Consider the following 23,143-nt stretch of genomic DNA (forward strand, 5'->3'; position numbering starts at 1 on the left):
CGGTCGGGCTGACTGGACTCATGGACGAGGTGGTCGCGGGCAATCGCGTGGTCTGGGAGCAGGCCTCCAACAAGCACATCCAGGAGTACGACGAGTTGCTGGAGCAGGCCCGCGGTGACGGGTTGCTGTTCGAGCGGGAACTGGAGTTGCTGGCTCCTGTGCTCGCAGAGCGGCCGATAGTAGTGCATCTGCAGAGCGGACATGGGCTCGACGACATCGGCCTGGTCAAGGCAGGCGCCCAGTCGGTTACTGGTGTGGACTACAGCTCCGTAGCAGCCGGCGCGGCGCAGCGACGGGCTGACGAGCTCGGGCTGGCCTGCCGCTATACAGTGGCCGAGGTTCCCGGCGTACCGCTGGAGGACGGTTGTGCGGACCTTGTCTACACGGGCAAGGGCGCGCTGATCTGGATGCGGGACATCGACGCGTGGGCGCGGGACGCGGCGCGGTTGGTCCGGCCGGGTGGGCATCTGTTCGTGTACGAGGCCCACCCGGCCGTACCGCTGTGGAGCTGGGACGCGGACGAGCCACGGGTCCGTCCGGACCGCAGCTACTTCGCGGAGTCACACATCAACGACACGTTCCCGGGCAACGGCGCCCAGGAGTGGCAGTGGACGCTCGGCCAGATCGTCACCGCAGTCTCCCGTGCCGGTCTGCAGATCCAGGTCCTCGAGGAGTACGCCGAGCCGTTCTGGCGACCGCAGGACGACACCAACGCGGCCGCCTGGTCCGGTCGGCTCCCCAACTCCTACTCGCTCCTGGCCCGTAAGCCCTTATAGATAAGGCAGGAGCGCAGCCTCCTCGCGGTCCAGGTGGGCGTTGAGCTGCGCGATCAGCTCGTCGATCTGGTCGAGGACTTCGGGAGCTCCGACCAGGCGCTCCAGTTCACCGAGCAGTACGGCGATCTGGTCGTGCTCCACCTGGAGCGCGTCGACCACCTCGGTCAGCTCCGGGTGCTGCTGCACCAGCGCCGGGAACAGCCCGGTCGACTCGCCGGTGTGATGGAAGTGCAGACCCTGGCAGACCGTCAGGCAGTTGATGCGGAGCTGTGCGCCGAGCGTCCCGGAGGTCGCAACCTCCTTGCGGATCAGGGAAAGCTCGCGCCGGAAGGCGGCGTGGATGATCTTCAGCGCCTCGCCGAACCCCCGGTCGGCGCCTGGCGGCGGCCCCGGGCGCTGCTCGAGCGCGACGACCGGAATCGCCCGGGTGGTCTTCTTCTGGTACTCGCCCCACCCCGGGTCGGCCTCGACGAGTCGTGCGAAGACCTCGTCGCGCTCCGAGCCCCGCAGTACGACGGCTGTTGCGGGGTAGCTGAACAAGCCGAGGTCAACGGTGACCTCGGGATCGGCGAGCAGGTTGTGGTACCAGGCCGGGTGTTTCGGACTGCCGCCGGCCGAGCCGACGACCAGGGTCCGGGCGCCGTCGGGGTAATAGGTGAGGATCGCCGTCCGCGGCTGGCCGGTGCGCGCGCCGGTGGTTGTCAGGAGCAACAACCGGGAGTTCTCGAAGGGGCCGCCGACCTGGCCGGCGTTGGCCCGGAACTCGTCGATGAGTCGTGCGGTGAAATCGTTCAGGATTCGCTTCTCTCTGGGTCGTGGAAGAACGTGCGGACGAGGAGAGAAGCAGGCCGGCGGGGCCCGCGCGGCGCTCAGAACGCAGCCGGGAACCCGACTCGTGAATGGCTGGAAGCCGACCCGGCAGTCACGCCGAAGATCGTACCCAAGCCACCGGGCCAACCCAAGGACGGCAACAATGTTCCCGTGTCCGATGTGTCGAAGTCCGAGGCAGCCCTGCCCGATCGGCTCGTCCAGGCCGGGGTCGACCTTCTCGAGGAGGAGGGTCTCGGCACCTTGACCCTGCGCGCGATCGCCCGCCGTACCGGCGTCTCACACGGCGCGCCGCGGCGGTACTTCCCGACCCACAACGCGCTTCTGGCCGCGATCGCCGCCACCGGACTGACCGACCTGGCCGCTCGACTGACGCCGTCCGCCGAGGGAGCGCCCGAGGACCAACTGGTCCGAGCCGCCACCCGCTACCTCGAATTCGCCGCCGAACGCCCTGGCATGTTCGACCTGATCTTCCGCCACGACCTACTGTCCGGCGCCGGCGGCAACCTTCGCGCGACCTCGCTGCCACTGTTCCAGACGTTCGCCGACCTGATCGCTCGCCAACACCCCACCGACGCGAACCTCCGCGCCACCGCCCTGTGGACGAACATCCACGGCCTGGCCACCCTCCGAGCCACCAACGCCCTGGAACTCCTGGGCACCACCGACCTCACCCCAACCATCGAACACGTCGTCCACACCCACCTCAGGTAACCCACCGTCGTCGGCCGTCTGCGGTACGTCGTTATTCGGGGGTCATGGTGGAAATCGGGGTCGTACTAACGAAAAAACCTCACGAACGCTGTAACGACCCGCACACTGGGCCGATAAACGGGTGAGTGACCCAGTGGGGGGACCAGGTGGGGAGCTCCGGTGTTTCTTCGGGACCACCGCGTGTGGAGGGGGCCTCGCAGGTGCTCACCCGGGGCGGGGTGAGCACCTGCTCGAGGGCTTAGGGCGTGTCTCCCAATCCCGCGCAGTAGGCGGGGGATTGGGAGACACGCCCTAACCCTTGATGCCGACGTTCGCCATTCCTTCGACGAACCGCTTCTGGGCGAACACGAACAGCACGATCATCGGCAGCGTCGCGAGCGCCGTACCGGCCATCAGGTACGGCCACTGGATCTCGGCCGGGTTCTGGGAGAAGATCGCCAGTCCCAGCTGCAGCGGCCGCATCTCGTCCGACGTGGTGATCATCAGCGGCCAGAGGAAACCGTTCCAGGCGGCCTCGATCTGGAACACCGCGATCGTGATCAGCGCCGGCTTGATCAGCGGCGTCATGATCCGCCAGAAGATGCCGAACTCACCGAGCCCGTCGACCCGGGCCGCCTGCGCCAGCTGATCCGGCAGCGAGACGTAGAACTGCCGGGCCAGGAACGTGAACAGCGGCGCCGCCCCGAGCGGGATGATCAGGCCCCACCACGAGTTCAGCCAGCCGATTCCGCCCTGGCCGAGGATGTTGTTGCCCCCGAACAGCGGGATCGACTTCACGATCAGGAACAGCGGCACCAGGATGATCTGGAACGGCACCATCAACAGCACGATGAAGTAGCTCAGCAGTGCCTTGCCGCCGCGGATCGGCAGTTTCGCCAGCGCGTAGCCGGCCGTCGTACAGACCGCGAGCGTGAACGCCGTCTCGCCGACCGCGATGAACAGGCTGTTGCGGAAGTACCGCAGGAACGGCGCGGTCTGCATCGCCTCGACGAAGTTGTGCCAGCGCAGCTCCTGCGGCAGCCAGCCGAACTTCGCGATCTCCAGGTTGGACTTGAACGCGGTCAGCAGCATCCAGACGAACGGCACGATCATCAGGAACCCGCCGACCGTGAGGACGACGTACAACAGGATCCGGCCCGGCCGGACGGCCGGCCGCTTGGTGCCGGCGACGGCCGGCAGCGTTGCGCTAGTCATTGGCATCCGCCTTCTGGAGCAGACGCCCGGCGCCGATGAAGAGCGCGATCACGATCATCATGATCACGGTCTCGGCGGAGGCGTAGCCGAGTTTCAGGTTCTGGAACGCGTTCTGGTAGATGTCCATCACCAGCACCCGGGTCGACGAACCGGGGCCGCCCTGGGTCATCACGTACACCAGGTCGAACACCTGGAAAGTGCCGACGATCGACGTGATCAGTACGAAGAACTGGACCGGCCCGATCGCCGGCCAGGTGACGTTGACGAACCGCTGCCAGCGGCCGGCACCGTCCAGCTCCGACGACTCGATCAGGTCGCGGGACACGCCCTGCAACGCGGCCAGGTAGATGATGATCTTGGTGCCGAGACCCTGCCAGATCCCGACCACCATCAGCGATCCCAGCGCGGTCCCCGGGTCGGCCAGCCAGCGGTTCGGCGCGAAACCGAACAGGCTCAGGAACCCGTTCGCCAGGCCGGAGCCCGGGTTGTAGATCCACAGCCAGATGGTGGCCACGGCGACCGTCGCGGTGACAGTGGGGATGTAGAACGCCGTCCGGAAGAAGCCGAGGCCGCGGATCTTCTGGTTCAGCCCCATCGCGACCGCGAGCGAGACCGCCATCGAGATCGGGATCACGATGATCGCGTACAGCACGGTGTGCCACAGCGACGCCAGGAAGTTGGCGTCCCGGAACAGGTCCGCGTAGTTGCCGAACCCGACCCAGGAGAAGGAGTCACCGAAGCTGTAGTCGGTCAGGCTGAGCACGAGGACCGCGATCACCGGGAGCACGATGAAGATGCCGGAGTGCAGCAGTGCGGGGGCGAGCAGCGTCCAGCCGGCCCGGACCTGGCTGCGGATCAGCGTTCGATCGGCCTTCGGCGGCGTCACCTTGCGAGGCGTGGCGACCGCCGGACGTTCAAGAGTTGTACTCATCGCGACTGTCCTGCCAGGTTGTGCAGCACCTTGGCGGGATCCTTCTGTCCGAGGACCGCCTGGGTGAGCTGGATGTCGAAGTTGCCGCGCATCTCGAGCCAGTTGGCCGGTACCTCGTTCTCGTTGACGGCGTACGGCAGGCCGTCGGCGACGAACTGGCTCAACGGGTTCGACTTCGCGGCCGGGGAGTTGCTGGCGTCCTTGTAGGCCGGGATCTTCTTGTTCAGCTTGGCCAGCGCGTCCAGGGTGGCCGGCTTGGTGAGCGTCTGGATGAACGACCAGGCCGCGTCCTTGTGCCGGCTGCGCGACCCGATCGAGGCCAGGTCGCCACCGACGTACTCGATCTCCTTGCCGCTGTCGAAGCGGAAGAACTCCAGGTCGTCGCAGTTCTTCTGCCCGATCCCGTCCGCGGAGCAGTCGACGCCGCCGTTCACGATGCCCATCGCGGCCTCACCAGTGAGCACGAGTGGTTGCTGAGCGGCGTTCGTCTGGCCGTACGGCTGGACGTTGTTGATCATCGACTTGATCCACAGCAAGGTGTCGAGCCCCTCCTTGTTGTCGAAGTTCGGCTCACCCCCGATGTAGAGCGGCGTACCGGTCGCGGCCAGGAAGGTCACGAACGACTGCCGGAAACCGGTCGCCGAGGCGAGGTCGAAGCCGCTGCGGGTGATGTTGCCGTTCTTGTCCCGCTTGGTCAGCTTCTCGGCCACGGCCTTGATCTCGGCCAGCGACTTCGGCGGCTTGGACGGGTCCAGGCCGGCCTCCACGAACGCGCTCTTGCGCAGCGCCACCGCGCGGGCGTCGGCGATCAGCGGGTAGGCGTACAGCTTCTTGTCGTAGGTCACGGCCGGGATCAGCGCGGGCGTGCTCTTCTCCTTGATCACGTCCGGCGTCACGCCGTAGTTGCCGAGATCCTCGAAGATCCGCTTGGACGCGAACGGCTGAACCCATCCGACGCCGGTCACCATCACGTCGTACGGGATACCGGCCGCGATCGAGGTGGACATCTTCTCGTTCAGGTTCTTGTACGTCGCGAAGTCCGGCTCGACCTTCATCTTCGGATAGGTCTTGTGAAAGTCGTCGACGACCTTCTGGAACTCGGCCTTGCCCTTGGCACTGGGCGGGTAGGACGGCAGCAGCACCCGTAAGGTCCCGGTCGCCTCGGCCGGCGGCACGCCGTCGGTGCTCTTGTCGATCACCCCGTTGCCACAACTACTGACCACCACGCTGAGCGCAGCCGCCAGCAGGGTCAGTCCCACTCCACGTCTCACAGGGGAACTCCTTCGCTGACTGGTTCAGCCGGGGCCCAAGACCCCACCCAAGTGCAGCGAAAGTATGGGAAAGGGCTTTCCTCGTCAATACCCAACCGCTCGAACGATCACATTCGATCAGGATCGATGCCTGGGGGTTATCTGAGGTGGGGGTCGGCCGCGCCGCAGGAGGTTCGGATGTTGAGGGTGGGGAGGAGGCTGAGGTGCTGGACGGGGGTGGTGGGGGTCTGGATCTTGCGGAGGAGGAGGTCGCAGGCGGTTTCGCCGAGGGCCAGGCGGGGTGGGCAGACGGCGGTCAGGGGTACGACGGCCAGCGCGGCGGTCACGTCGTTGTACGCGATCACCGACAGGTCCTCGGGGACGCGCAGGCCGAGCTCCATGGCGCGCTCGACCAGGCGGGCGCCGTGTTCGTCGGAGTGCACGAGAACGGCGCGGCTCCCGAACGACTCGCACTCGGCGAGGAACGCGTCCAGCTGCGCGACCGCGCCGGGGTCGTCGCCGCGCATCGGGAGGTCGACGGGTGACAGGAAGACCTCGACGCCGAGCGCCTTCGCGGCGGTCTCGAGGCCGAGCCGCAGCCAGTACGCCGTGACCGTCGCCTGCAGGTTCACCGCGATCCGCCGATGACCGAGCGCCACGAAATGCCGGAGCGCGAGCATCGCGCCGTACGCGTGGTCGGTGCGCACGTGGTCGTACTCGCGTGCCACGTGCGGGAACCCGAACGCCCGCTCCATCAGCACCACGGGTACGTCGAGCTCGTCCAGCCGGCTGCCGAGTCGATCGGCCGCGCCGTCACCGAGCGCCGTGCTGATCAGCAGTCCCGCGATCCCGATCCCGAGCACCTTGTCGATCCGCTCGCGTTCCGTCGCCGAGTCGTACCCCGAGACGCCGAGCACGAGACGGGCGCCGTACCGATCGGCCATCGCCTCCGCGCCGCGGATCACGTCCGAGTAGTACGGCGCCGCGCTCGGTACGACGATGCCGATGGTGAGCTGACTCCCGCGGGCCGGCAGTTCGGCGGTGCGGGTACCGATCGCGCCGCCGTGCACGCGGCGGAGCAGGCCTGCCGTGTCCAGTTCGGCCAGGTCCCGGCGTACTGTGATCGCGGACACGCCCAGCTCCGCCACCAGGTCCGCCACCCGGAGCCGGCCGTGCCTGCGCAGGCTGCGCAGGATCAGCTCGTGGCGCTCCTGTGCAAGCATGCTGTCCCCTGGCGGTCCCGGTGAGGTGGCTGCGTGATTGTTCGTGATCATACGATCAAGGCACGCTCGGACGGAACGAGGAGGCGATCGGTGGAGAAGGCCGGCCGGACGAACACCGTGTTGTCGAAGCTGTCGGTCGTCGGCGACCTGTTGATGCTGCAGTTGGTGTTCCTGGTGATCAGCCTGGCCATCGTGACGTTGTTCCCTGCGGCATTCGCACTCCAACGGGTGCTGCCGGATGCGATCAGTCAGGACAAGCCGAAGCTGGTGCGCCGGTACTTCCGCGAGTTCCGCTGGGCGATGAAGCACTTCTGGCTGTCCGGCTTCGCCCTGTACGTCGGTGGGCTGATGCTGGCGTTCGGCATCTCCTTCTGGGCGTACGCCGCCGGACCGGCGCGGATCTTCGCGCTCGCAGTCCTGATTCCGCTCACCGGGATGATCCTGGGGCTCTACCTGAGCGGACTGGCGATTCTGCCTGAGGCGCCGGAGACGGCGACCATGAAGTCGCTGTTCCGGTCCGCCAACCTGTTCCTGCTCCGTCGACCGCTCCCGGTGGCCGGCGGGGTCGTCGTACTGCTCACCTGGTTCGCTCTGGCATCGCAGGTACCCACGCTGCTCGTCGTGGGGTCCGGACTGGTCCCGGCACTCACGGCGTACGCCATGTCACGCACTCGTCGCGAAAAAACTTCTGAAGACGTGTCAATCTGAGCTCTCCCCGTCCGACGTAGAGGTGAAAGGCCAAAACGACGGACCGAAGGAGAACCGGAATGTACGCGACGACCGACACCCTGGCGACTGCGCCGGCCGCGCAGGGCGGCCGCTCGCGCTGGCTGGCGCTCTACACGCTGTGCGCGGGCATGTTGATGATCGTGCTCGACGTCACCGTGGTGAACGTGGCCCTGCCGGCCATCCAGGACGACCTCGGCTTCACCAGTTCCTCCCTCGCGTGGGTGGTGAACGCCTACCTGATCGCTTTCGGCGGCCTGCTCCTGCTGGCCGGGCGGCTCGGTGACCTCCTAGGCCGCCGGAACGTCTTCACCGCCGGACTGGTCGTCTTCACGGCCGCTTCCGTGCTGTGCGGTCTCGCCAGGTCGCAGGAGGTGCTCGTCATCGCGCGGTTCATCCAGGGCGTCGGCGGCGCGCTGACCTCCGCAGTCATCCTCGGCATGATCGTGACGCTGTTCCCCGAGCCGCGGGAGCAGGCCAAGGCGATCGGCATGTACGCGTTCGTCGCGTCGGCCGGTGGGTCCATCGGTCTGCTCGCCGGCGGTGTGCTGACGCAGGCGATCAGCTGGCACTGGATCTTCTTCGTGAACCTGCCGATCGGCGTGCTGACGACCGTACTGGGCGTCAAACTCATCGAGAAGGACAAGGGGCTCGGGCTGGGGCGCGGAACCGACGTACCGGGTGCTGTGCTGATCACCGCCGCGCTGATGGTCGGTGTGTTCACCATCGTGAAGCCGGCTGCTGAGCTCGGCTGGACCGCTCCGCGGACGCTGGTGCTGGCTGCGGTGACGCTGGTGCTGCTGGCCGGGTTCGTGGTCCGTGAGGCGACTGCCGACAACCCACTGGTGCCGCTGCGCATCTTCCGCTCCCGCACTCTGACCGGCGCCAACCTGATCCAGGCGCTGTCCAGCTCCGGGATGTTCGGCATCTTCTTCCTCGGCTCGCTCTACCTGCAGCGAGTGCTCGGGTACGACGCTCTGGAGATCGGACTGGCCTTCCTGCCGACCACGCTGGTGATGGGGCTGCTGTCGGTGAAGTACTCGGAGAAGCTGGTGATGCGCTTCGGCCCGCGGCGCCCGCTGATCGCCGGACTGTCGCTCATCGTCGTCGGACTGGTCCTCTTCACGCAGGCTCCGGTCGGTGGCAACTACTTCGTCCACGTACTGCCGGTACTCGCGCTGCTGGGCCTCGGCGGCGGCATCTGCTTCCCCGCACTGATGGGTCTGTCGATGTCAGACGTCAAGCCCGAGGACGCCGGCCTGGCGTCCGGCCTGATCGGCACCATGGGCGAGGTCGGCGCCGCACTGGGCCTGGCGATCCTCGCCACCCTCTCCGCCACCCGCACCGCCGCCAGCCCCAAGCCCGCCCTGGAAGCCCTCACCGACGGCTACCACTTCTCCTTCGCCATCGCCGCCCTCATCGTCACCGCCTCAGTCGCCATCGCCATCACCGTGATGCGCACCCCCAAGCCCCAGCCCGAGCCGCAGGCCGAGGAGCCCCTCCTCTGCGAAGCCGCCTGACCCCGCACGCCGAACTCCCCGCGACCACACCGGCCACGGGGAGTTCGGCGTACCAGCGGAGGACCACGGCAACCACGCCGGGCCGCCGACGTTCGCTCACTGTCTGGTTCGGGCGTGTTGGCGGACGACGCCTGTTGCGGTGAGGACGAATGCCGTCGGTACGGCGATGTAGAGGCTGGTCGGGTGGCTCAAGAACTTGGCGAGGAGCACGAAGAGGGCGCAGAGCATCAGCAGGAACATGCATACGGCGCTGAGAACCAGATGACGCTCCAACGCGGCGAGACGAGCGCGGTGTGCCTTCGGAGCGATACCGGCCGGCAGGAACAGCACCACGCCGAACGCTGCGGTCAAGATGTCGTCGAGCCGGTGGCTGCCGACAGCCTGCACGATCATGGCGATCGGCATGACCAGGCAAAAGACGCGCATCCCCCTGGACGACGGCTTGGCGTTCCGCTCGATGAATCTGTCGAACTGGCCCATGTGGTTCCTCCCCAGAACGGGATGATCGCATGGGTTGTGCACCGGTGGGGATGGGACGGGTTTCGGGGTGGGGGGTGGGATGCGGAAGGATATGGGGCTGCCCAAGGCAGAATGCTTCGCGGTGTGTTGGTCGTAGAGGGGAACGGACAGTGGTGGTGCAGTCGGTCGAGCAGCGGATCGCCGGAGAACTCGAGGTCGGCGAGAACCAGGTGCGGGCAGCGGTGGCGCTGCTGGACGAGGGCTCGACGGTCCCGTTCATCGCGCGGTACCGCAAGGAAGTCACCGGGATGCTGGACGATGCCCAGCTCCGGACGATCGAGGAGCGCCTGCGGTACCTCCGCGAGCTGGAGGAACGCCGGCGGACGGTGCTCGAGTCGATCGAGAGCCAGGGCAAGCTGGACGACGCGCTGAAGGCCTCGATCCTCGCCGCGGACACCAAGTCCCGGCTGGAGGACATCTACCTGCCGTTCAAGCCCAAGCGCCGGACGAAGGCGATGATCGCCCGGGAGAACGGTCTGGAGCCGCTCGCCGACGGGCTGATGGCCGACCCGGACGTCGAGCCGTTCGCCGCCGCGGCGGTGTTCGTGAACGCCGAAGTACCCGATCCGCAGGCTGCGCTGGACGGTGCCCGGGCGATCCTGGTCGAGCGGTTCGCCGAGGACGCCGACCTGATCGGCGAGCTGCGCGAGCGGCTCTGGGAGCAGGGCCGGCTGGCGTCCACGGTGCGCGAGGGCAAGGAGACCGAGGGCGCGAAGTTCTCGGACTACTTCGACTTCGACGAGCCGTTCACGAAGATGCCGTCGCACCGGATCCTCGCGCTGTTCCGCGGCGAGAAGGAGGACGTGCTGACGATCTCCGTCGAGCCGCTGCCGGCCGGCGTCGAGGTCGACGGACCGACGGAGTACGAGACCACGATCGCCCGCAAGGTCGGCATCGAGAACCAGGGCCGCCCGGCCGACAAGTGGCTGGTCGAGACGGTCCGCTGGGCCTGGCGGACGAAGATCCTGGTGCACCTCGGCATCGACCTGCGGATGCGGCTGCGGCAGGTCGCCGAGGACGAGGCGATCCGGGTGTTCGCGGCCAACCTGCGCGACCTGCTGCTGGCCGCCCCGGCCGGTACCCGCGCGACGATGGGCCTGGACCCGGGCTTCCGCACCGGCGTGAAGGTCGCCGTCGTGGACGCGACCGGCAAGGTCGTCAACACCGGCGTCATCTACCCGCACGTCCCGCAGAACCAGTGGGACAAGTCGATCGCCACCCTGGCGCAGCTGGCGGCCGCGCACAACGTCGACCTGATTGCCATCGGCAACGGTACGGCGTCCCGCGAGACCGACAAACTCGCCGCGGAGCTGATCGCGAAGCACCCCGAGCTCAAGCTGACCAAGGCGGTCGTCTCGGAGGCCGGTGCGTCGGTGTACTCCGCGTCCGCGTTCGCCTCCCAGGAACTGCCCGGGATGGACGTGTCGCTGCGTGGCGCGGTCTCGATCGCGCGCCGTTTGCAGGACCCGCTGGCCGAGCTGGTGAAGATCGACCCGAAGTCGATCGGCGTCGGCCAGTACCAGCACGACCTCCCGGAGAACTCACTGTCCCGTTCGCTCGACGCGGTCGTCGAGGACTGTGTGAACGCGGTCGGCGTCGACCTGAACACCGCGTCCGCGCCGCTGCTGACCCGGGTCTCCGGGATCACGCCCGGGCTGGCCGACAACATCGTCCTGCACCGCGACCAGAACGGTCCGTTCAAGTCGCGGACGGCACTGAAGGAGGTCCCGCGGCTCGGCCCGAAGGCGTTCGAGCAGGCGGCCGGGTTCCTCCGGATCCCCGACGGTGAGGACCCGCTGGACGCGTCCAGCGTGCACCCCGAGGCGTACCCCGTCGTACGGCGGATCCTCGACGCGACCGGGTCGGATGTGAAGGCGCTGATCGGCTCGCCGGAGCTGAAGCGGCTGAAAGCGGCGGACTTCGTCGACGACATGTTCGGTCTGCCGACCGTGACCGACATCCTGGCCGAGCTGGAGAAGCCCGGGCGGGACCCGCGGCCGGCGTTCAAGACCGCGGTGTTCGCCGAGGGTGTGGACAAGATCGCGGACCTGAAGCCGGGGATGCGGCTGGAGGGTCAGGTCACGAACGTGGCCGCGTTCGGGGCGTTCATCGACATCGGTGTGCACCAGGACGGGCTCGCACACGTGTCGGCGCTGTCGAAGAACTTCGTGAAGGACCCGAGCGAGGTCGTCAAGGTCGGGGACATCGTCACGGTCAAGGTCCTCGAGGTCGACATCCCGCGGCAGCGGATCTCGCTCACGCTGCGGCTGGACGACGAGGTCGGCTCGGGCGGTCAGGGCGGCCGTGGTCAGGGCCGGGGTCAAGGTGGCCAAGGCGGTCAGGGCGGGCCGGGTGGGCGCGGCGGTCAAGGCCGCGGACCAGGCGGAGGTGGCGGCCAGGGTCGTGGACCCGGTGGCGGCCAGGGTCGCGGACCGGGTGGACCCGGCGGGCGCGGTGGGTCCGGCGGCCAGGGCGGTCGCGGTGGAAACCGTGGCCCGGGCGCCGGCCGCGGCAACCAGCAGGACACGCCGATGGACGAGACCTCGCTCGCCGACGCCTTCCGCAAGGCCGGCTTCACCGTCCGCTGACGGCGAGGTTCCGGAGGGTCGGCTTCAGTGGCAGCCGACGCCGACTTTCCGGAGCGTCGGCAGCTGATTGCGGACGGGTTAGATCCCCTCGGCCTGGTAGCCCGCGGCCTCGACGGCTGTTCGGATGACTGCCGGGGCGAGGGGCTGCTTGCTGACCAGGGAGACCGTCCCGGTCGGCAGATCGACCGCGACCGATTCGACACCTGGCAGCGTCTCGAGCTCCTCGGTCACGAACCCGACGCAGTGTGCACAGGTCATCCCCCGCACCTGGAACGTCGTCATGACGCGCTCACGTCGCGCGTGGCCTGCGTCGTACGGCGCATCCGTCCGTCCGGCGCCAGCTCGCCGAACAGGTACACCTCGGTGGAGATCGTCCGTCCATGCCGCGTCTCCGCGTGGATCGTGAACCGAGCCGCCACCCGATCGCCGGTGCGGATCGCGTCGTGAACGTCGTACCGGCAGGAGATCACGTTCTTCCGCACCGGGCGGATGTGGTCGAGCAGGCGTTGCCGGTCGAGGGTGATCCCGTCGGCGGTCTGCTCGATGTCGGGGGTGTAGTACCGGTCCACGACGGCGGCGGGATCGTCGGTCCCGACGACCTCCCGGGTGAACGACTCGTAGAAGTCCGCGACGAACTCCCGTGCGCTTAAATCTGACATACCGTCAAAGATAAGCACCTCCGCTAACCTTGACAAGGTGTCAGAGAACAAGCCGGTACGCCGTCGGCGCCGCGCGGACGCGGACCGCAGCCGGACCGCGATCCTGACCGCGGCGGTCACGGTGCTGGACGAGCGGCCCGACGCGAGCCTGGAGCAGGTCGCCGAAGCAGCCGGGGTCACGCGGCAGACGGTGTATGCGCACTTCAAGTCCCGGGATGTGCTGGTGAGCGCGGTCGTCGACGAACTCACCGCGGAGAGCCTCGTCGCGATGGACGAGCTCGACCTCGATCACGGGTCGGCATTGGAGGGCGTGCTGCAGCTGATCCAGGTGGCGTGGCGGATGTTCGAGCAGCACCCGTTCCTGCTGCACCTGCCGCAGACCGGCGTACAGGACGAACGGCACGATCCCGTGACGGCACGCCTCGAACGCCTGATCCGCCGCGGCCAACGCGCCGGGGAGATCACCCGCGACCTCCCCGCCCCTTGGCTCGTCACCACCGTCGTAGCCCTGGGCCACGCCGCCGGCGAGTCAGTCGCCTACGGCACCCTCACCTCCCGCGCCGCCCCCAAGACCCTCCAAACAACCCTCACCCGCCTCCTCCAACCCACCTAGCCCGCAGGTCGACGTCGGCGAGGCGGCGGCCCAGCGGACGTTCGCGAGGCGAAGGCCGGCTGACCCGGGCGAGGCGGAGATCAGCGGAGGTTCGCGACGCGAAGGCCCGCTGACCCGGACGAGGCGGAGATCAGCGGAGGTTCGCGACGCGAAGGCCGGCCGACCCGGACGAGGCGGAGATCAGCGGACGTTCGCGACGCGAAGGCCCGCTGACTCGGACGAGGCGGAGATCAGCGGAGGTTCGCGACGCGAAGGCCGGCTGACCCAGGCGAGGCGGAGATCAGCGGAGGTCGGCCAGGTGAGGGCCTGGGTCGCCTAGGTGGATTGCCGTGGCTTGGGGGGTGTAGGCGAGGCGGCGGTAGACGCGGTCGGCGCCGTCGTCGCCGGGGGTCAGCCAGGCGAGCGTTGCGCCGCCGAGTTCGAAGGACTTGCGGGTCGCGTACGCCGTCGCGATGCCACCGAGCCCGCGGCGCCGGTGACTGTGGATCGTGCCGACCCCGGCGATCTCCGACACCTCGTCGGCGACCGCGGTCCACGCAGCGGTCGCGACCGGTACGTCGTCGGCGTACACCAAGACCGCGCCACCGTCGACCGGATCAGGCTTGTAGGCGAAGTCGGCACCGTCCATCTCGTACGCCGCGGCCGAGACAGCATTCGCGACCTGCTGATCGGCGTCCGACGCGACGACCTTCACCGTCACACCATCCGGGAGCTCAGGCACGACCAGGTCAGGAGGCTCAACGACCAGCAGCGGCAGATGGGAGACGATCGTCATCCCATTGGCCTCGAGCGCCTTCGCGAGACCGGGGCTCGCTTCTTCGACGAGCTCGGCACTCAGCCACCGATCTTCGGCAGCGAACGCCTGCCGGATGATCGCAAGGTTCGACGCGACCTCCTCGACATCGAACGGTTGCCCAGGCTCCGACGCGACCATCCCCGACAAGTACCACTCGTCCTGGTCGTGCAGCATCCCCGTCAGCGGCCCCGCGACGATCTGCCGCCGCGATCTCCCCAACCCCGCCACCTGCGCCCGCGCGATCCGCGTCCCGATCTCCATGCCGCGGACCCTACGGCGCCCGCCCCTAACCCGCGAGCACATAAACACCCCCTGAGCCCATCTCGCGCTGCCGGGGCAAGCGGCCAAGCACACGCGGCGGACGCGTGCGGCGCAAGCACGGCGGGCACCCGCGGCGCGTGTGGCGCAAGCACGACGGGCACCCGCGGCGCGTGTGGCGCAAGCACGGCGGACACGTGCGGCGCAAGCACGGCGGGCACCCGCGGCGCGTGTGGTGCAAGCACGGCGGGCACCTGTGGCGCGGGTGGGCACACGACGAGCGCACGGTGAACGTGTTGTGCGCGCGTGCGGCCGCGCACACCTGGTGGGCGGTGGACGCACGGCGGCTGAGCGCGGCTCAACCCGCCGAGCGCCTGGCCCGCCGAGCAGCCAGCCGGTGGTTCACTCACGGAACCACATCAGGCAGAAGAACGGATAACCCCTCGAACTGGGGGTTCTTCCCTCTCACACCAGCAGACAACCCCCAACACCAACGGTTATCCCCGCCTACGCGACCTGCGGTTCGATGCCCGCCGCGCCGTTCGGGTGAGGGCGATGGACGCGCGGTGGGTGCGCGGTGGGTGCGCGGTGGGTGCGCGGTGGGTGCGCGGTGGGTGCGCGGTGGGTGCGTGCGGTGGGCGCATGTGCTGGGGCAGGCCGCGGGAAGCCTGAGCAGCGGTGGACGAACGGCGGCACGAGCGGCGGGCACGCGTGAGCAGCGGTGGACGCGAGGTGGGCTGGGCGGCGGTAACGCGTGAGTGCCGGTGGACGCACGGCGGGGGGAGGTGGTGGGCGGCGAGTGAGCGCGGCGGCAGAGCGGACAACCGGTCGAGCAGCTGGCCGGTCGTCCGCTCTCGGAATCACAGCAGGCAGAGGAACGGAAAACCCCTCGGAGTGGGGGTTCTTCCCTCTCACACCAGCAGACAACCCCCAACACCAACGGTTATCCCCGCCTGCGCGGCGCGCGGTTCGGTGCCGGCCGCGCCGTTCGGGTGAGGGCGGGCGACGCGGCGCGGGTGTACGCGGCGCGGGCGAGTGGGCGCGGGTGGGTGGGAGTAGGCGAGTGGGCGCGGGTGTATGCGGCGCGGGTGGGTGGGCGTAGGCGAGTGGGCGCGGGTGTACGCGGCGCGGGCGAGTGGGCGCGGGCGTACGCGGCGCGGGGGTACACCGCGCGGGTGGGTGCGGCGCGGGTGAGTGGGCGTGGGTGTATGCGGCGTGGGCGAGTGGGCGTGGGGGGTGGGCGTGGGGGTGGTTAGGCGAGTTGTAGGAGGTCGAGGAGGCGGTTGAGGTCCGCGGACGTCGGGGGGTGGCCGAGGAGGTGCGTGAGCGCGTCGAGGGTCGCGATCAGCTCGCGGCGGGTCGACGCACGCGATCTCCCACCGGCTATGCCCGCGAGGACCGCGTCGACGCGATCCGAGGCCGCGACCAACTCCGCCCCGGCCGATGGCGGTGGCGCCGGCTCCTCGTCGCCGATCCGGACCTCCAGTCGCGCCCCCAACGCCGTCGCCAGCCGATCCAGCGCGGCAACGGTCGGATTCCCCCGCCCGTTCTCCAGGTTCGCGATGTACGGCACCGACAGACCCGCATCGACCGCCACCGACGCGATCGTTCGCCCAGCCGCCTTCCGGCGCTCCCGCAGTACGTCGCCCAACTCCATGCGATCTATCTTCACAGAACACTCTTGCCGATGTCTATCCCGACAAGATAGATTCCGTCGCCGTGAGGAATCGAGACTTCCAGCGACTCTGGTTCAGCGGCGCGGTATCCGGCATCGGATCCTGGCTGCTCGTCGTCGCGATCCCGTTCCACGTCTACGCACTGACCGGCTCAACCGTCACCACCGGCCTGACGCTCGCCCTCGAGGCGCTCCCCGCGCTCCTCCTCGGCCCGTGGGCCGGCGTACTGCTCGACCGCTGGAACCTCGCCCGCGCCATGTGGATCGCCGACCTCACCTGCGCGGCCGCGGTCAGCCTGATCCTGTTCGCCGACCGCGATCACATCTGGCTGATCTACCTGGCGATCCTGCTCGAGAGCAGCGCGACCATCGTTTTCCGGCCGGCCTCCCGGGCGCTGCTCCCCGCCGTCGTCGGCACCGGCCCCGAACTGGCCAAGGCGAACGCGATCAACGCCACCACCGGCAGCGCCATCCGCCTCGCCGCCCCACCGCTCGGCGCCCTGCTGCTCGGCGGCCCCGGGATCCAGTTCGTGCTCGCGGTCGACATCATCAGCTATTTGTTGTCCGCAGCAACCATCGCCACGATCCGCACCCGGCGGCCGATCACCCACGACAGTACGACGGACCACCCACTCGCCGGACTGCGCTACATCGCACGGCATCGCGTCCTGCGCGGCATCCTCCTCGGCCAGACGATCTTCCTGACCGCGAACGCCGGCCTGACCGCACTCCTCGTCCCGTTCACGGTCCAGCGCCTGCACGCACCCGGGTACGTCGTCGGCTACCTGATCTCCGGCCTCGGCGCCGGATACCTGATCGGCGCCGCACTGAGCACGAAAGCCCTGACCTGGTTGGGCATCCGTGATCTCCTGGCCGTGACCCAACTCGCCACCGCCGCCGGGTTCTTCGCGCTGTTCAACGCACCGAGCGTCCCGGTCGCGATCGGCGCCGCGGTCCTGATCGGCCTTCCCGGCAGCATCCTGCTGATCACCGCGCAGACAACGATCCAGCGGACCACACCACAAGCCGTACTTGGCCGCGTCGGCGCACTCTTCTTCGCCGGCGACTCCCTGGCGCTGCTGATCGGCGCACTCGGGTCACCCGCGATCACACTGGCCCTCGGACTACCGCTGACCCTCAACCTCGTGGCCGCCTCCGCCGTTCTCGCGGCCGTCCTGACCTTCGTCGCCGTACCGGGTCATCCGGCCGCGTTCACGAAGACACCGGCTCAGCAGTAGTCGCGTCGTACCGGGCGCGGGCCGCGGCGATCTCGGCCTGGTGGCTCTCGGTCCAGGTGACGAGGGACTGGATGGTGGCGTGCAAGGTCACCCCGAGCGGGGTCAGTTCGTAATCGACCCGCGGCGGCACGACCGGGTGCACGGTGCGGTTGACGAGGCCATCGCGCTCGAGCTGCCGCAACGTCACCGTGAGCATGCGTTGGCTGATCCCGTCGATCGTCTTCTTCAGCTCGGTGAAGCGCATCGACCGGTTGTCCAGCAGCGCGACCACCAGCAGGGACCACTTGTCGCCGATCCGGTCGAGGATCTGGCGGACGTCGCAGTCTTCCCGGGTGTCCCACTGGAACGCCTCCTCGGTGCAGCAGGAGTGACTCGGTTCCTTTGAAGTGCCTTCTTCCACGACTCCCGATAGTTCCTGATGATGGGGTCAGTTACAAGAGGTAACTATGGACGAAGGAGTTGTTCCGTGTCATCAACCGTCACCCCGGGCCGGCTGACCGGCCGGTCCTGGGCCGTGCTGTTCGTCCTCTGCGGCGCGATCTTCCTGGAGGGCATCGACGTCTCGATGATGGGTGTCGCGCTGCCTTCCATCCGGGCCGAGCTCGGCCTCGCGACCGGTGAACTGCAGTGGATCGTCAGCGCGTACGCCCTCAGCTACGGCGGCTTCGTACTGCTCGGCGGCCGCGCCGCGGACCTGCTCGGCCGGCGCCGGATGTTCGTCGGCTGGCTGACCGTGTTCCTGCTGTTCAGCGGGCTGGGTGGGTTCGCGACCGAGGGTTGGGTGCTGATCCTGGCGCGCTTCGTCACCGGTGTGGCGGCCGCCTTCATGACTCCGGCCGGCCTGTCGATCATCACCACGACGTACCCGGAAGGACCGCAACGCAACAAGGCGCTCCTGGTGTACGCCGGGACCGCGGCCGGCGGGTTCTCACTCGGGATGGTCACCGGCGGACTGCTGGCGTCCATCGACTGGCGTTGGGTCTTCTTCGCGCCGGTGATCGTGGCCGCAGTGGTCCTCGCAGGTGCGCTGGCACTGATTCCGCGGGACACCCCAACGACCGCGCAGCGCCCCGGATTCGACTTGGCCGGCGCGCTGACTCTGACCGGCGCAATGCTTCTGCTCGTAGCGACAGCAGTCCGCGCACCCGACGTCTCACCCGCGCTGACGACCCTGACCGCGGCGGCCGGCCTGCTCCTGCTGGCGAGCTTCGTCATGATCGAGCTCCGCACGTCCGCCCCGCTGGTCCGGCTCGGACTGCTCCGCAACACCGCCCTGATCCGCGCGAACCTCGGCGCGATCCTGCTGGTCGGGTCGTTCGTCGGGTTCCAGTTCGTCGCCGTTCTCTACCTGCAGGAACTGCGCCACTGGACCGAACTCGAGACCGGCCTCGCCCTGATGGTGATCGGCATCGACGCGGTGCTGGCGCCGACGCTGACCCCATGGCTGGTCAAGCGCTTCGGCAACGGCCGAGTGGTGTTCGGAGGCTTCGTCCTCGCCGCGCTCGCCTACGCAGCGTTCCTGCCACTGAACATCGATTGGACGTACGCCGCCATGCTGCCGGCCTTCCTGCTCCTCGGACTGGCGTTCGCGCTGACGTACGGCCCGCTGACGATCGCCGCAACCGAGCGCGTGGCCGAGAACGAGCAGGGACTGGCCGGCGGCATCCTGACGACGTCGTTCCAGTTCGGGTCCGCGCTGGGTCTCGCGATCGTGGCCGCCGTACTCAGCGCAGCGGACGAACTGACCGTCGACACGTTCCGGTCCGGCCTCTTGGTGCCACTCGCGGCCGCCGTCCTCGGCGTACTGGTATCGGTCGCAGGCGTGCCTGCGCCAATGCGTGAGCGGCTGCACGCAAAGGGTTAGCAGGACGTCATAGATTTCTACGCCGATCGAATAACCTGGGCGTCTCCGAATCGTTATCTGCAAATAACTGCAAACATTCTTGACAGGGTTTCCGGGCCTGCCGGTGACGCGCCGGAGACGGCGTTGACCTGCAGGTTCGTGGGCCGTCCCTACTCTGCGTTAGGCCTCTGTAAAGGTCCCTATCAAACTGTTCCGAAGGTGGCGGCAGGTGCGGTGTTCTTTATCTCAAGGCCGGACAAAGCCGTCCGGCCCTCGACCGAGACTGCCGAAGGAACCGCGATGACCGAGACGCTCGAAACCCCCGTAACGCACCGTCGGGTGCGGGTCTGGTTCGGCGCTCATCCGATCGCGGACCACACCGCCGCCGCGGAACTGGCGGGGCAGTACGAAGAAGCCATGCGGCGCCGGTTCGCGTCCCTCCGGGTGACCAGCGAGCCGGTACTGGACAGCGCGGCAGAACGATGACCACCCGGCCGACGTTGCTCGGGTACGTACGGGCCGACGCGCTGAGCTGCGCGGAGGAGCTGGCCGCGGCGACCGATTCACTGGTCGCTTTCGCCAGCGCCGAGGGGTTCACCCTCGGCACCGTCTACACCGAGCGTGACGCGGCCGAGTCCGCAGCGTTCCACGCGTTGCTCGACGAAGTGAAGCGGTCCGATGTCCGGGCGGTCGTCGTACCGACGATGAGCCACCTCGGGCTCGGGCAGCCGGGGGACACCCCGACGGCCCTGCGGCAGCACCTCGAGTTCCACCAGGCGCAGGTCTGGGCCGTGAACTCGCGCACAACTCCATAGACAAGCGGAGCCGACGTCTTGACCCCTGCATCGGCGTCGGTTCCGCTCTCCACCTCCACAGCTGCACCGGGGATGCCCGGGCGGTAGTGGACCAAACAAGACCCCACCGGCTGCTACCGGTGGGGCCTTGTCGTTGTCGGGGGTGCTCAGGCGACGATCGTGTACCCGTACCGCTTCATCTCGGCCGCCACCGCCGAGTTGAAGATCCCGGTGACCTCGAGCTTGAAGTGCGACTGCACCTTCCGGATCACCCGCTGGAAGTGCAGGTGCCACGGTACGCCGGCCGCCGGGACCGTCTCGGCCTTCGTGATCGCTCCGACCCGCGGGTGCGCCGCCCAGGCGATCACCCGGGCCCGGTCCGCGCCCCAGACCCCGGTCATCGCGTCGTGCGTGCGCGCATACGCCATCGCGGCCAGCGAGATCGTCGAGTCCGGCACCGGATCCTTCGGCGGGTGCTGTTTCTGGTACAGCTCCCAGGTCATCCCGTAGTACCCGGCCGGGCCGTCGTCCGCGCCGCGGTTGGCGAGGCCGTTGCGCTTGCGGTGGTACTCCGCGACCTGGTGGGCGGCGCCGCGGGACAGGTCCTTGTCGCCGACCGCGATCGCGTGCACGTGGTACGGCCAGTTGCCCTGCGCGGGCGTCCGCAGCCAGGCGGCGAACCCGACCTGCCGGAGCGCCTTCACCACCGCGACCCGCTGCGCGGCGCTCTTCGTCCGGACGTCCACGTCGACCGCGCCGCCGCCGTCGTGGGTCCCGGCCGAGGCATCGACGCCGCCGGCGTTGTACGAGCCCTGCAGGATCGCGAACTTCGAGTGGTACAGGCCTTCGGCGGCCTCGACCATCGCCACGGTCCGCCGGTTCATCGTGAAGCCGCGCCAGGAAATCCTTGCCTCAGGCATCTTTCTCACCCGGTCCGGCGCCGAGGATCAGCTCCGCGTCGTCCGCGGCACCGAGCGCCTCCAACCGGTCCAGCTCGGATTCCGGCAACTCGTCGTCGAACACTTCCGGCATTGCTGTTCCTCCCCCTGAACGCTCGCGCCGGTGCGCGAAACCGCAACCACCGTAAGCGGGTCTCAGGTCACGTCCGGCGAGCGTTACACCGAAAAGTGTTCGAGGAACGTCAAGTTTTCCGTCCGCGATGCGCGTCGGAGTGTGTACGGAGCCGCGTCATGGGGTACCTCTAGGTGGTCCCGCGGTTCGGTCAGCGCCATTCGGGCATGGGTGGAGTTCACCGAGCCGCGAGTTCTCCCACTGAGGGGCGGGAGAACGACCGGCCCGGCGGGTGCGTCTCTCCCAGGATGCACCCGCCGGGGTACGGAACCGGACTCGTCCGGTACGGGTCTCCGGAAAACCGGAAGCCCGACGCGGATCGCCCCGCTACGGTGTCGCGGGTGATCGAGCTGCCCGACGAGTTCCTGCGGATGCCACGGTGGTGGACCGAGGGCGCCGACTGGCTGCGCGACCTGCCGATGGCAGTCGACCGGCAGTGCGCCCGCTGGGACCTGCGGATCATCGGACCAGTGGCGCACGGCTCGAACGCGGTCGTCGTGCCGGTCACTCACGCAGACGAGGAGTTCGTATTGCGGATGTCGCCACCGGGAGACGAGGTGGCGCAGCAGGCGTGGGCGCTGCGATGGTGGGCGGGCCGAGGCATGGCCAACCTCTACGACGCGGACGTCGACGCCGGTGCGATGTTGCTGGAGCGGTTGTCCACGCCGTTGTCATCACGTCCCGTCGACGAGGCAGTCGCCGTACTCGGGCAGCTGATGCGCAGACTCGCCGTACCGGCGCCGGAGGATGCGGAGTCGACGGGGGCCATCGTGACCAGGCGGTCCGCTCAGCTCGAGCCCGAGTGGGAGCGGCTCGGTCGGCCGTTCGACGCCGGGATCCTGCGCGAGGCACTCCGAGTCGCGCCGTACGAGACCAGCTCCACGCTCGCGGTGAACGGCGACCTCCACTCCGACCAGGTGCTCGCCGGCACGCGCGAGCCCTGGCTCACCGTCGACCCCGTGCTGCTCCAGGGCGACATCGAGTACGACCTCGGACGCGTCCTGTGGACCCGTCTCGACGAGATGACCGACATCACCCGGTACTTCGACCTCGCGGTGGCCGCAGCCGGCCTGAACCGGGACCGCGCCCGCGACTGGGTGATCTGGCGAACCGTCGACTACTGGCTCTGGGGACTGTCGGTCGGCCTCACCGAGGATCCGGTGCGGTGCGCCCGGCTGGTCAGCTCGCTCGCCTGATGAACCGGCTGCGCATCATCCGCGGCGTCTCGGCGGCGTTCGGCGCGATCGAGTGCAGGATCCACGGATGCGTCACGTACACGTCGCCGGCCTGACCGGTCAGCTCGACGACCCGGACCGGCAGGCCGTCGAGATCAGCCGGCGCCATCGGGTCCACCGAGCGCTCCTCCGCGGTCAGGTTGCGGAACCACGGATCCGAGCGCAGGACCTGGTCACGGACGGCCTTGAACTCCCGCTCGCCGGTCGTGGTCAGGAAGCGCGAGATCACCTTGTGGGAACCCGCGACCTGCGGAGTCCCGCCGCCACCCGGCTCGAGATCGCCGAGCAGCGCCCAGATCTTCACCGAGTCCGGAACGGTCTCGAACCCGACGTCGGTGTGCCACAAGCGATGCGGCACCGCCCACGGCACGCCCTCGGGCATTGTGACCAGCACCTGTCCCTGGTGCGACGGCTCGACCCACTCGCCGAGCAGGTCGTCGAGAGCTGAGCGCACGGTCGGACTGAGGATCGCGTGGGCACGGCGATCGGACTTGGTGGTCTTCAGACCGGTCGGCCGGAGCGTCGTCCAGGTCGACCGGTCGTCGGGTTCCATGCCGTGCCGCGCGGACAGCTCGCGCCAGAGCGCGTCGCGCATCGCCGCGGCATCGTCGGTGGAGAACGCGGACGGGAGCTTCACGATCCCGTCCCGCTCGAAGACATCCAGCTCGTCAGCGGTGAGCATGGTCCATCGT

Annotated in this window: 24 protein-coding genes; 11 read left to right on the plus strand and 13 right to left on the minus strand. The window is 68.6% G+C overall.

The window, feature by feature from the left end; translation table 11 throughout:
* The first annotated feature begins 20 nt into the window (after positions 1-20).
* Entirely contained in the window at positions 21-776 is a 756-nt protein-coding gene (locus tag ACFYRH_RS03220; protein ID WP_387767270.1) for a class I SAM-dependent methyltransferase, read from the plus strand.
* On the opposite strand, the gene ACFYRH_RS03225 is transcribed toward ACFYRH_RS03220, so the two are convergent.
* On the minus strand, positions 771-1,574 hold the full coding sequence (locus ACFYRH_RS03225) for a nitroreductase/quinone reductase family protein (protein WP_387771700.1): 804 nt from the start codon (positions 1,572-1,574) through the stop codon (positions 771-773). The genes ACFYRH_RS03220 and ACFYRH_RS03225 overlap by 6 nt on opposite strands.
* Positions 1,575-1,757: 183 nt before the next feature.
* Here ACFYRH_RS03225 and ACFYRH_RS03230 point away from each other — a divergent pair, with 183 nt between their 5' ends.
* Positions 1,758-2,318 carry a TetR/AcrR family transcriptional regulator gene (locus ACFYRH_RS03230; protein WP_387767273.1) on the plus strand — a complete coding sequence of 187 codons (561 nt, stop codon included), beginning with the start codon at positions 1,758-1,760 and terminating at the stop codon, positions 2,316-2,318.
* A gap of 291 nt (positions 2,319-2,609) precedes the next feature.
* Here the strand turns inward: ACFYRH_RS03230 and ACFYRH_RS03235 are convergent, their stop codons facing one another.
* The 4 genes from ACFYRH_RS03235 to ACFYRH_RS03250 all read right to left on the minus strand — a co-directional run bounded on the left by ACFYRH_RS03235 (position 2,610) and on the right by ACFYRH_RS03250 (position 6,916).
* Complete coding sequence (locus ACFYRH_RS03235; protein WP_387767276.1) at positions 2,610-3,512, minus strand: carbohydrate ABC transporter permease; 903 nt, start codon at positions 3,510-3,512, stop codon at positions 2,610-2,612.
* Positions 3,505-4,443 (minus strand): carbohydrate ABC transporter permease, encoded by a 939-nt coding sequence (locus ACFYRH_RS03240; protein WP_387767279.1) that lies wholly within the window; start codon positions 4,441-4,443, stop codon positions 3,505-3,507. The genes ACFYRH_RS03235 and ACFYRH_RS03240 overlap by 8 nt, the downstream gene beginning before the upstream one ends.
* Positions 4,440-5,714, minus strand: a complete 1,275-nt coding sequence (locus tag ACFYRH_RS03245) for an extracellular solute-binding protein (protein ID WP_387767282.1) — start codon at positions 5,712-5,714, stop codon at positions 4,440-4,442. Before ACFYRH_RS03245 ends, ACFYRH_RS03240 begins: the two co-directional genes overlap by 4 nt.
* Positions 5,715-5,851: 137 nt before the next feature.
* Positions 5,852-6,916 carry a substrate-binding domain-containing protein gene (locus ACFYRH_RS03250; RefSeq protein ID WP_387767285.1) on the minus strand — a complete coding sequence of 355 codons (1,065 nt, stop codon included), beginning with the start codon at positions 6,914-6,916 and terminating at the stop codon, positions 5,852-5,854.
* A 90-nt stretch (positions 6,917-7,006) separates the two neighbouring features.
* Between ACFYRH_RS03250 and ACFYRH_RS03255 the strand changes: the two genes are divergently transcribed.
* Together ACFYRH_RS03255 and ACFYRH_RS03260 are read left to right on the plus strand one after the other, a co-directional pair.
* A complete protein-coding gene (locus tag ACFYRH_RS03255) occupies positions 7,007-7,624 on the plus strand; it encodes a DUF624 domain-containing protein (protein ID WP_387767288.1) in 618 nt (205 codons plus the stop codon).
* A gap of 59 nt (positions 7,625-7,683) precedes the next feature.
* Positions 7,684-9,162: a DHA2 family efflux MFS transporter permease subunit gene (locus tag ACFYRH_RS03260; RefSeq protein ID WP_387767291.1), complete on the plus strand. Its 1,479-nt coding sequence runs from the start codon at positions 7,684-7,686 to the stop codon at positions 9,160-9,162.
* Between the two features lie 96 nt (positions 9,163-9,258).
* Here the strand turns inward: ACFYRH_RS03260 and ACFYRH_RS03265 are convergent, their stop codons facing one another.
* Positions 9,259-9,642: a hypothetical protein gene (locus tag ACFYRH_RS03265; protein ID WP_387767294.1), complete on the minus strand. Its 384-nt coding sequence runs from the start codon at positions 9,640-9,642 to the stop codon at positions 9,259-9,261.
* 149 nt (positions 9,643-9,791) lie between these two features.
* Here ACFYRH_RS03265 and ACFYRH_RS03270 point away from each other — a divergent pair, with 149 nt between their 5' ends.
* Positions 9,792-12,269, plus strand: a complete 2,478-nt coding sequence (locus ACFYRH_RS03270) for a Tex family protein (RefSeq protein WP_387767297.1) — start codon at positions 9,792-9,794, stop codon at positions 12,267-12,269.
* Positions 12,270-12,347: 78 nt separating this feature from the next.
* Here ACFYRH_RS03270 and ACFYRH_RS03275 read toward each other — a convergent pair whose 3' ends face one another.
* Both ACFYRH_RS03275 and ACFYRH_RS03280 read right to left on the minus strand, forming a co-directional pair.
* Positions 12,348-12,551, minus strand: coding sequence for a heavy-metal-associated domain-containing protein (locus ACFYRH_RS03275; RefSeq protein ID WP_387767300.1), 204 nt, complete (start codon positions 12,549-12,551; stop codon positions 12,348-12,350).
* Positions 12,548-12,928, minus strand: coding sequence for a nuclear transport factor 2 family protein (locus ACFYRH_RS03280; RefSeq protein WP_387767303.1), 381 nt, complete (start codon positions 12,926-12,928; stop codon positions 12,548-12,550). The genes ACFYRH_RS03275 and ACFYRH_RS03280 overlap by 4 nt, the downstream gene beginning before the upstream one ends.
* A 37-nt stretch (positions 12,929-12,965) precedes the next feature.
* On the opposite strand from ACFYRH_RS03280, the gene ACFYRH_RS03285 reads away from it, so the two are divergent.
* Entirely contained in the window at positions 12,966-13,541 is a 576-nt protein-coding gene (locus ACFYRH_RS03285) for a TetR/AcrR family transcriptional regulator (protein WP_387767306.1), read from the plus strand.
* A gap of 280 nt (positions 13,542-13,821) precedes the next feature.
* On the opposite strand, the gene ACFYRH_RS03290 is transcribed toward ACFYRH_RS03285, so the two are convergent.
* The gene (locus ACFYRH_RS03290) at positions 13,822-14,598 is read right to left on the minus strand and encodes a GNAT family N-acetyltransferase (protein WP_387767308.1); all 777 of its coding nucleotides are present in this window, start codon (positions 14,596-14,598) and stop codon (positions 13,822-13,824) included.
* 1,249 nt (positions 14,599-15,847) lie between these two features.
* The gene (locus ACFYRH_RS03295; RefSeq protein ID WP_387767311.1) at positions 15,848-16,267 is read right to left on the minus strand and encodes a helix-turn-helix domain-containing protein; all 420 of its coding nucleotides are present in this window, start codon (positions 16,265-16,267) and stop codon (positions 15,848-15,850) included.
* A gap of 47 nt (positions 16,268-16,314) precedes the next feature.
* Here ACFYRH_RS03295 and ACFYRH_RS03300 point away from each other — a divergent pair, with 47 nt between their 5' ends.
* Positions 16,315-17,508 (plus strand): MFS transporter, encoded by a 1,194-nt coding sequence (locus ACFYRH_RS03300; RefSeq protein ID WP_387767313.1) that lies wholly within the window; start codon positions 16,315-16,317, stop codon positions 17,506-17,508.
* On the opposite strand, the gene ACFYRH_RS03305 is transcribed toward ACFYRH_RS03300, so the two are convergent.
* Positions 17,483-17,908 (minus strand): winged helix-turn-helix transcriptional regulator, encoded by a 426-nt coding sequence (locus ACFYRH_RS03305; RefSeq protein ID WP_387767316.1) that lies wholly within the window; start codon positions 17,906-17,908, stop codon positions 17,483-17,485. The two genes, ACFYRH_RS03300 and ACFYRH_RS03305, sit on opposite strands and share 26 nt — an antisense overlap.
* Positions 17,909-17,974: 66 nt before the next feature.
* Here ACFYRH_RS03305 and ACFYRH_RS03310 point away from each other — a divergent pair, with 66 nt between their 5' ends.
* From ACFYRH_RS03310 to ACFYRH_RS03320, 3 genes are all read left to right on the plus strand, one after another.
* Complete coding sequence (locus ACFYRH_RS03310) at positions 17,975-19,372, plus strand: MFS transporter (protein WP_387767319.1); 1,398 nt, start codon at positions 17,975-17,977, stop codon at positions 19,370-19,372.
* A 279-nt stretch (positions 19,373-19,651) separates the two neighbouring features.
* Complete coding sequence (locus tag ACFYRH_RS03315; RefSeq protein ID WP_387767322.1) at positions 19,652-19,837, plus strand: hypothetical protein; 186 nt, start codon at positions 19,652-19,654, stop codon at positions 19,835-19,837.
* Entirely contained in the window at positions 19,834-20,166 is a 333-nt protein-coding gene (locus tag ACFYRH_RS03320) for a hypothetical protein (protein ID WP_387767325.1), read from the plus strand. Before ACFYRH_RS03315 ends, ACFYRH_RS03320 begins: the two co-directional genes overlap by 4 nt.
* A gap of 146 nt (positions 20,167-20,312) precedes the next feature.
* On the opposite strand, the gene ACFYRH_RS03325 is transcribed toward ACFYRH_RS03320, so the two are convergent.
* Positions 20,313-21,065 (minus strand): hypothetical protein, encoded by a 753-nt coding sequence (locus ACFYRH_RS03325; protein ID WP_387767328.1) that lies wholly within the window; start codon positions 21,063-21,065, stop codon positions 20,313-20,315.
* Between the two features lie 492 nt (positions 21,066-21,557).
* Between ACFYRH_RS03325 and ACFYRH_RS03330 the strand changes: the two genes are divergently transcribed.
* Positions 21,558-22,412 carry an aminoglycoside phosphotransferase family protein gene (locus tag ACFYRH_RS03330; RefSeq protein ID WP_387767331.1) on the plus strand — a complete coding sequence of 285 codons (855 nt, stop codon included), beginning with the start codon at positions 21,558-21,560 and terminating at the stop codon, positions 22,410-22,412.
* Here ACFYRH_RS03330 and ACFYRH_RS03335 read toward each other — a convergent pair.
* Positions 22,396-23,133, minus strand: coding sequence for a phytanoyl-CoA dioxygenase family protein (locus ACFYRH_RS03335; protein ID WP_387767334.1), 738 nt, complete (start codon positions 23,131-23,133; stop codon positions 22,396-22,398). The two genes, ACFYRH_RS03330 and ACFYRH_RS03335, sit on opposite strands and share 17 nt — an antisense overlap.
* Positions 23,134-23,143 lie beyond the last annotated feature (10 nt).

Source organism: Kribbella sp. NPDC004875, from assembly GCF_042873375.1.
GTDB lineage: Bacteria > Actinomycetota > Actinomycetes > Propionibacteriales > Kribbellaceae > Kribbella.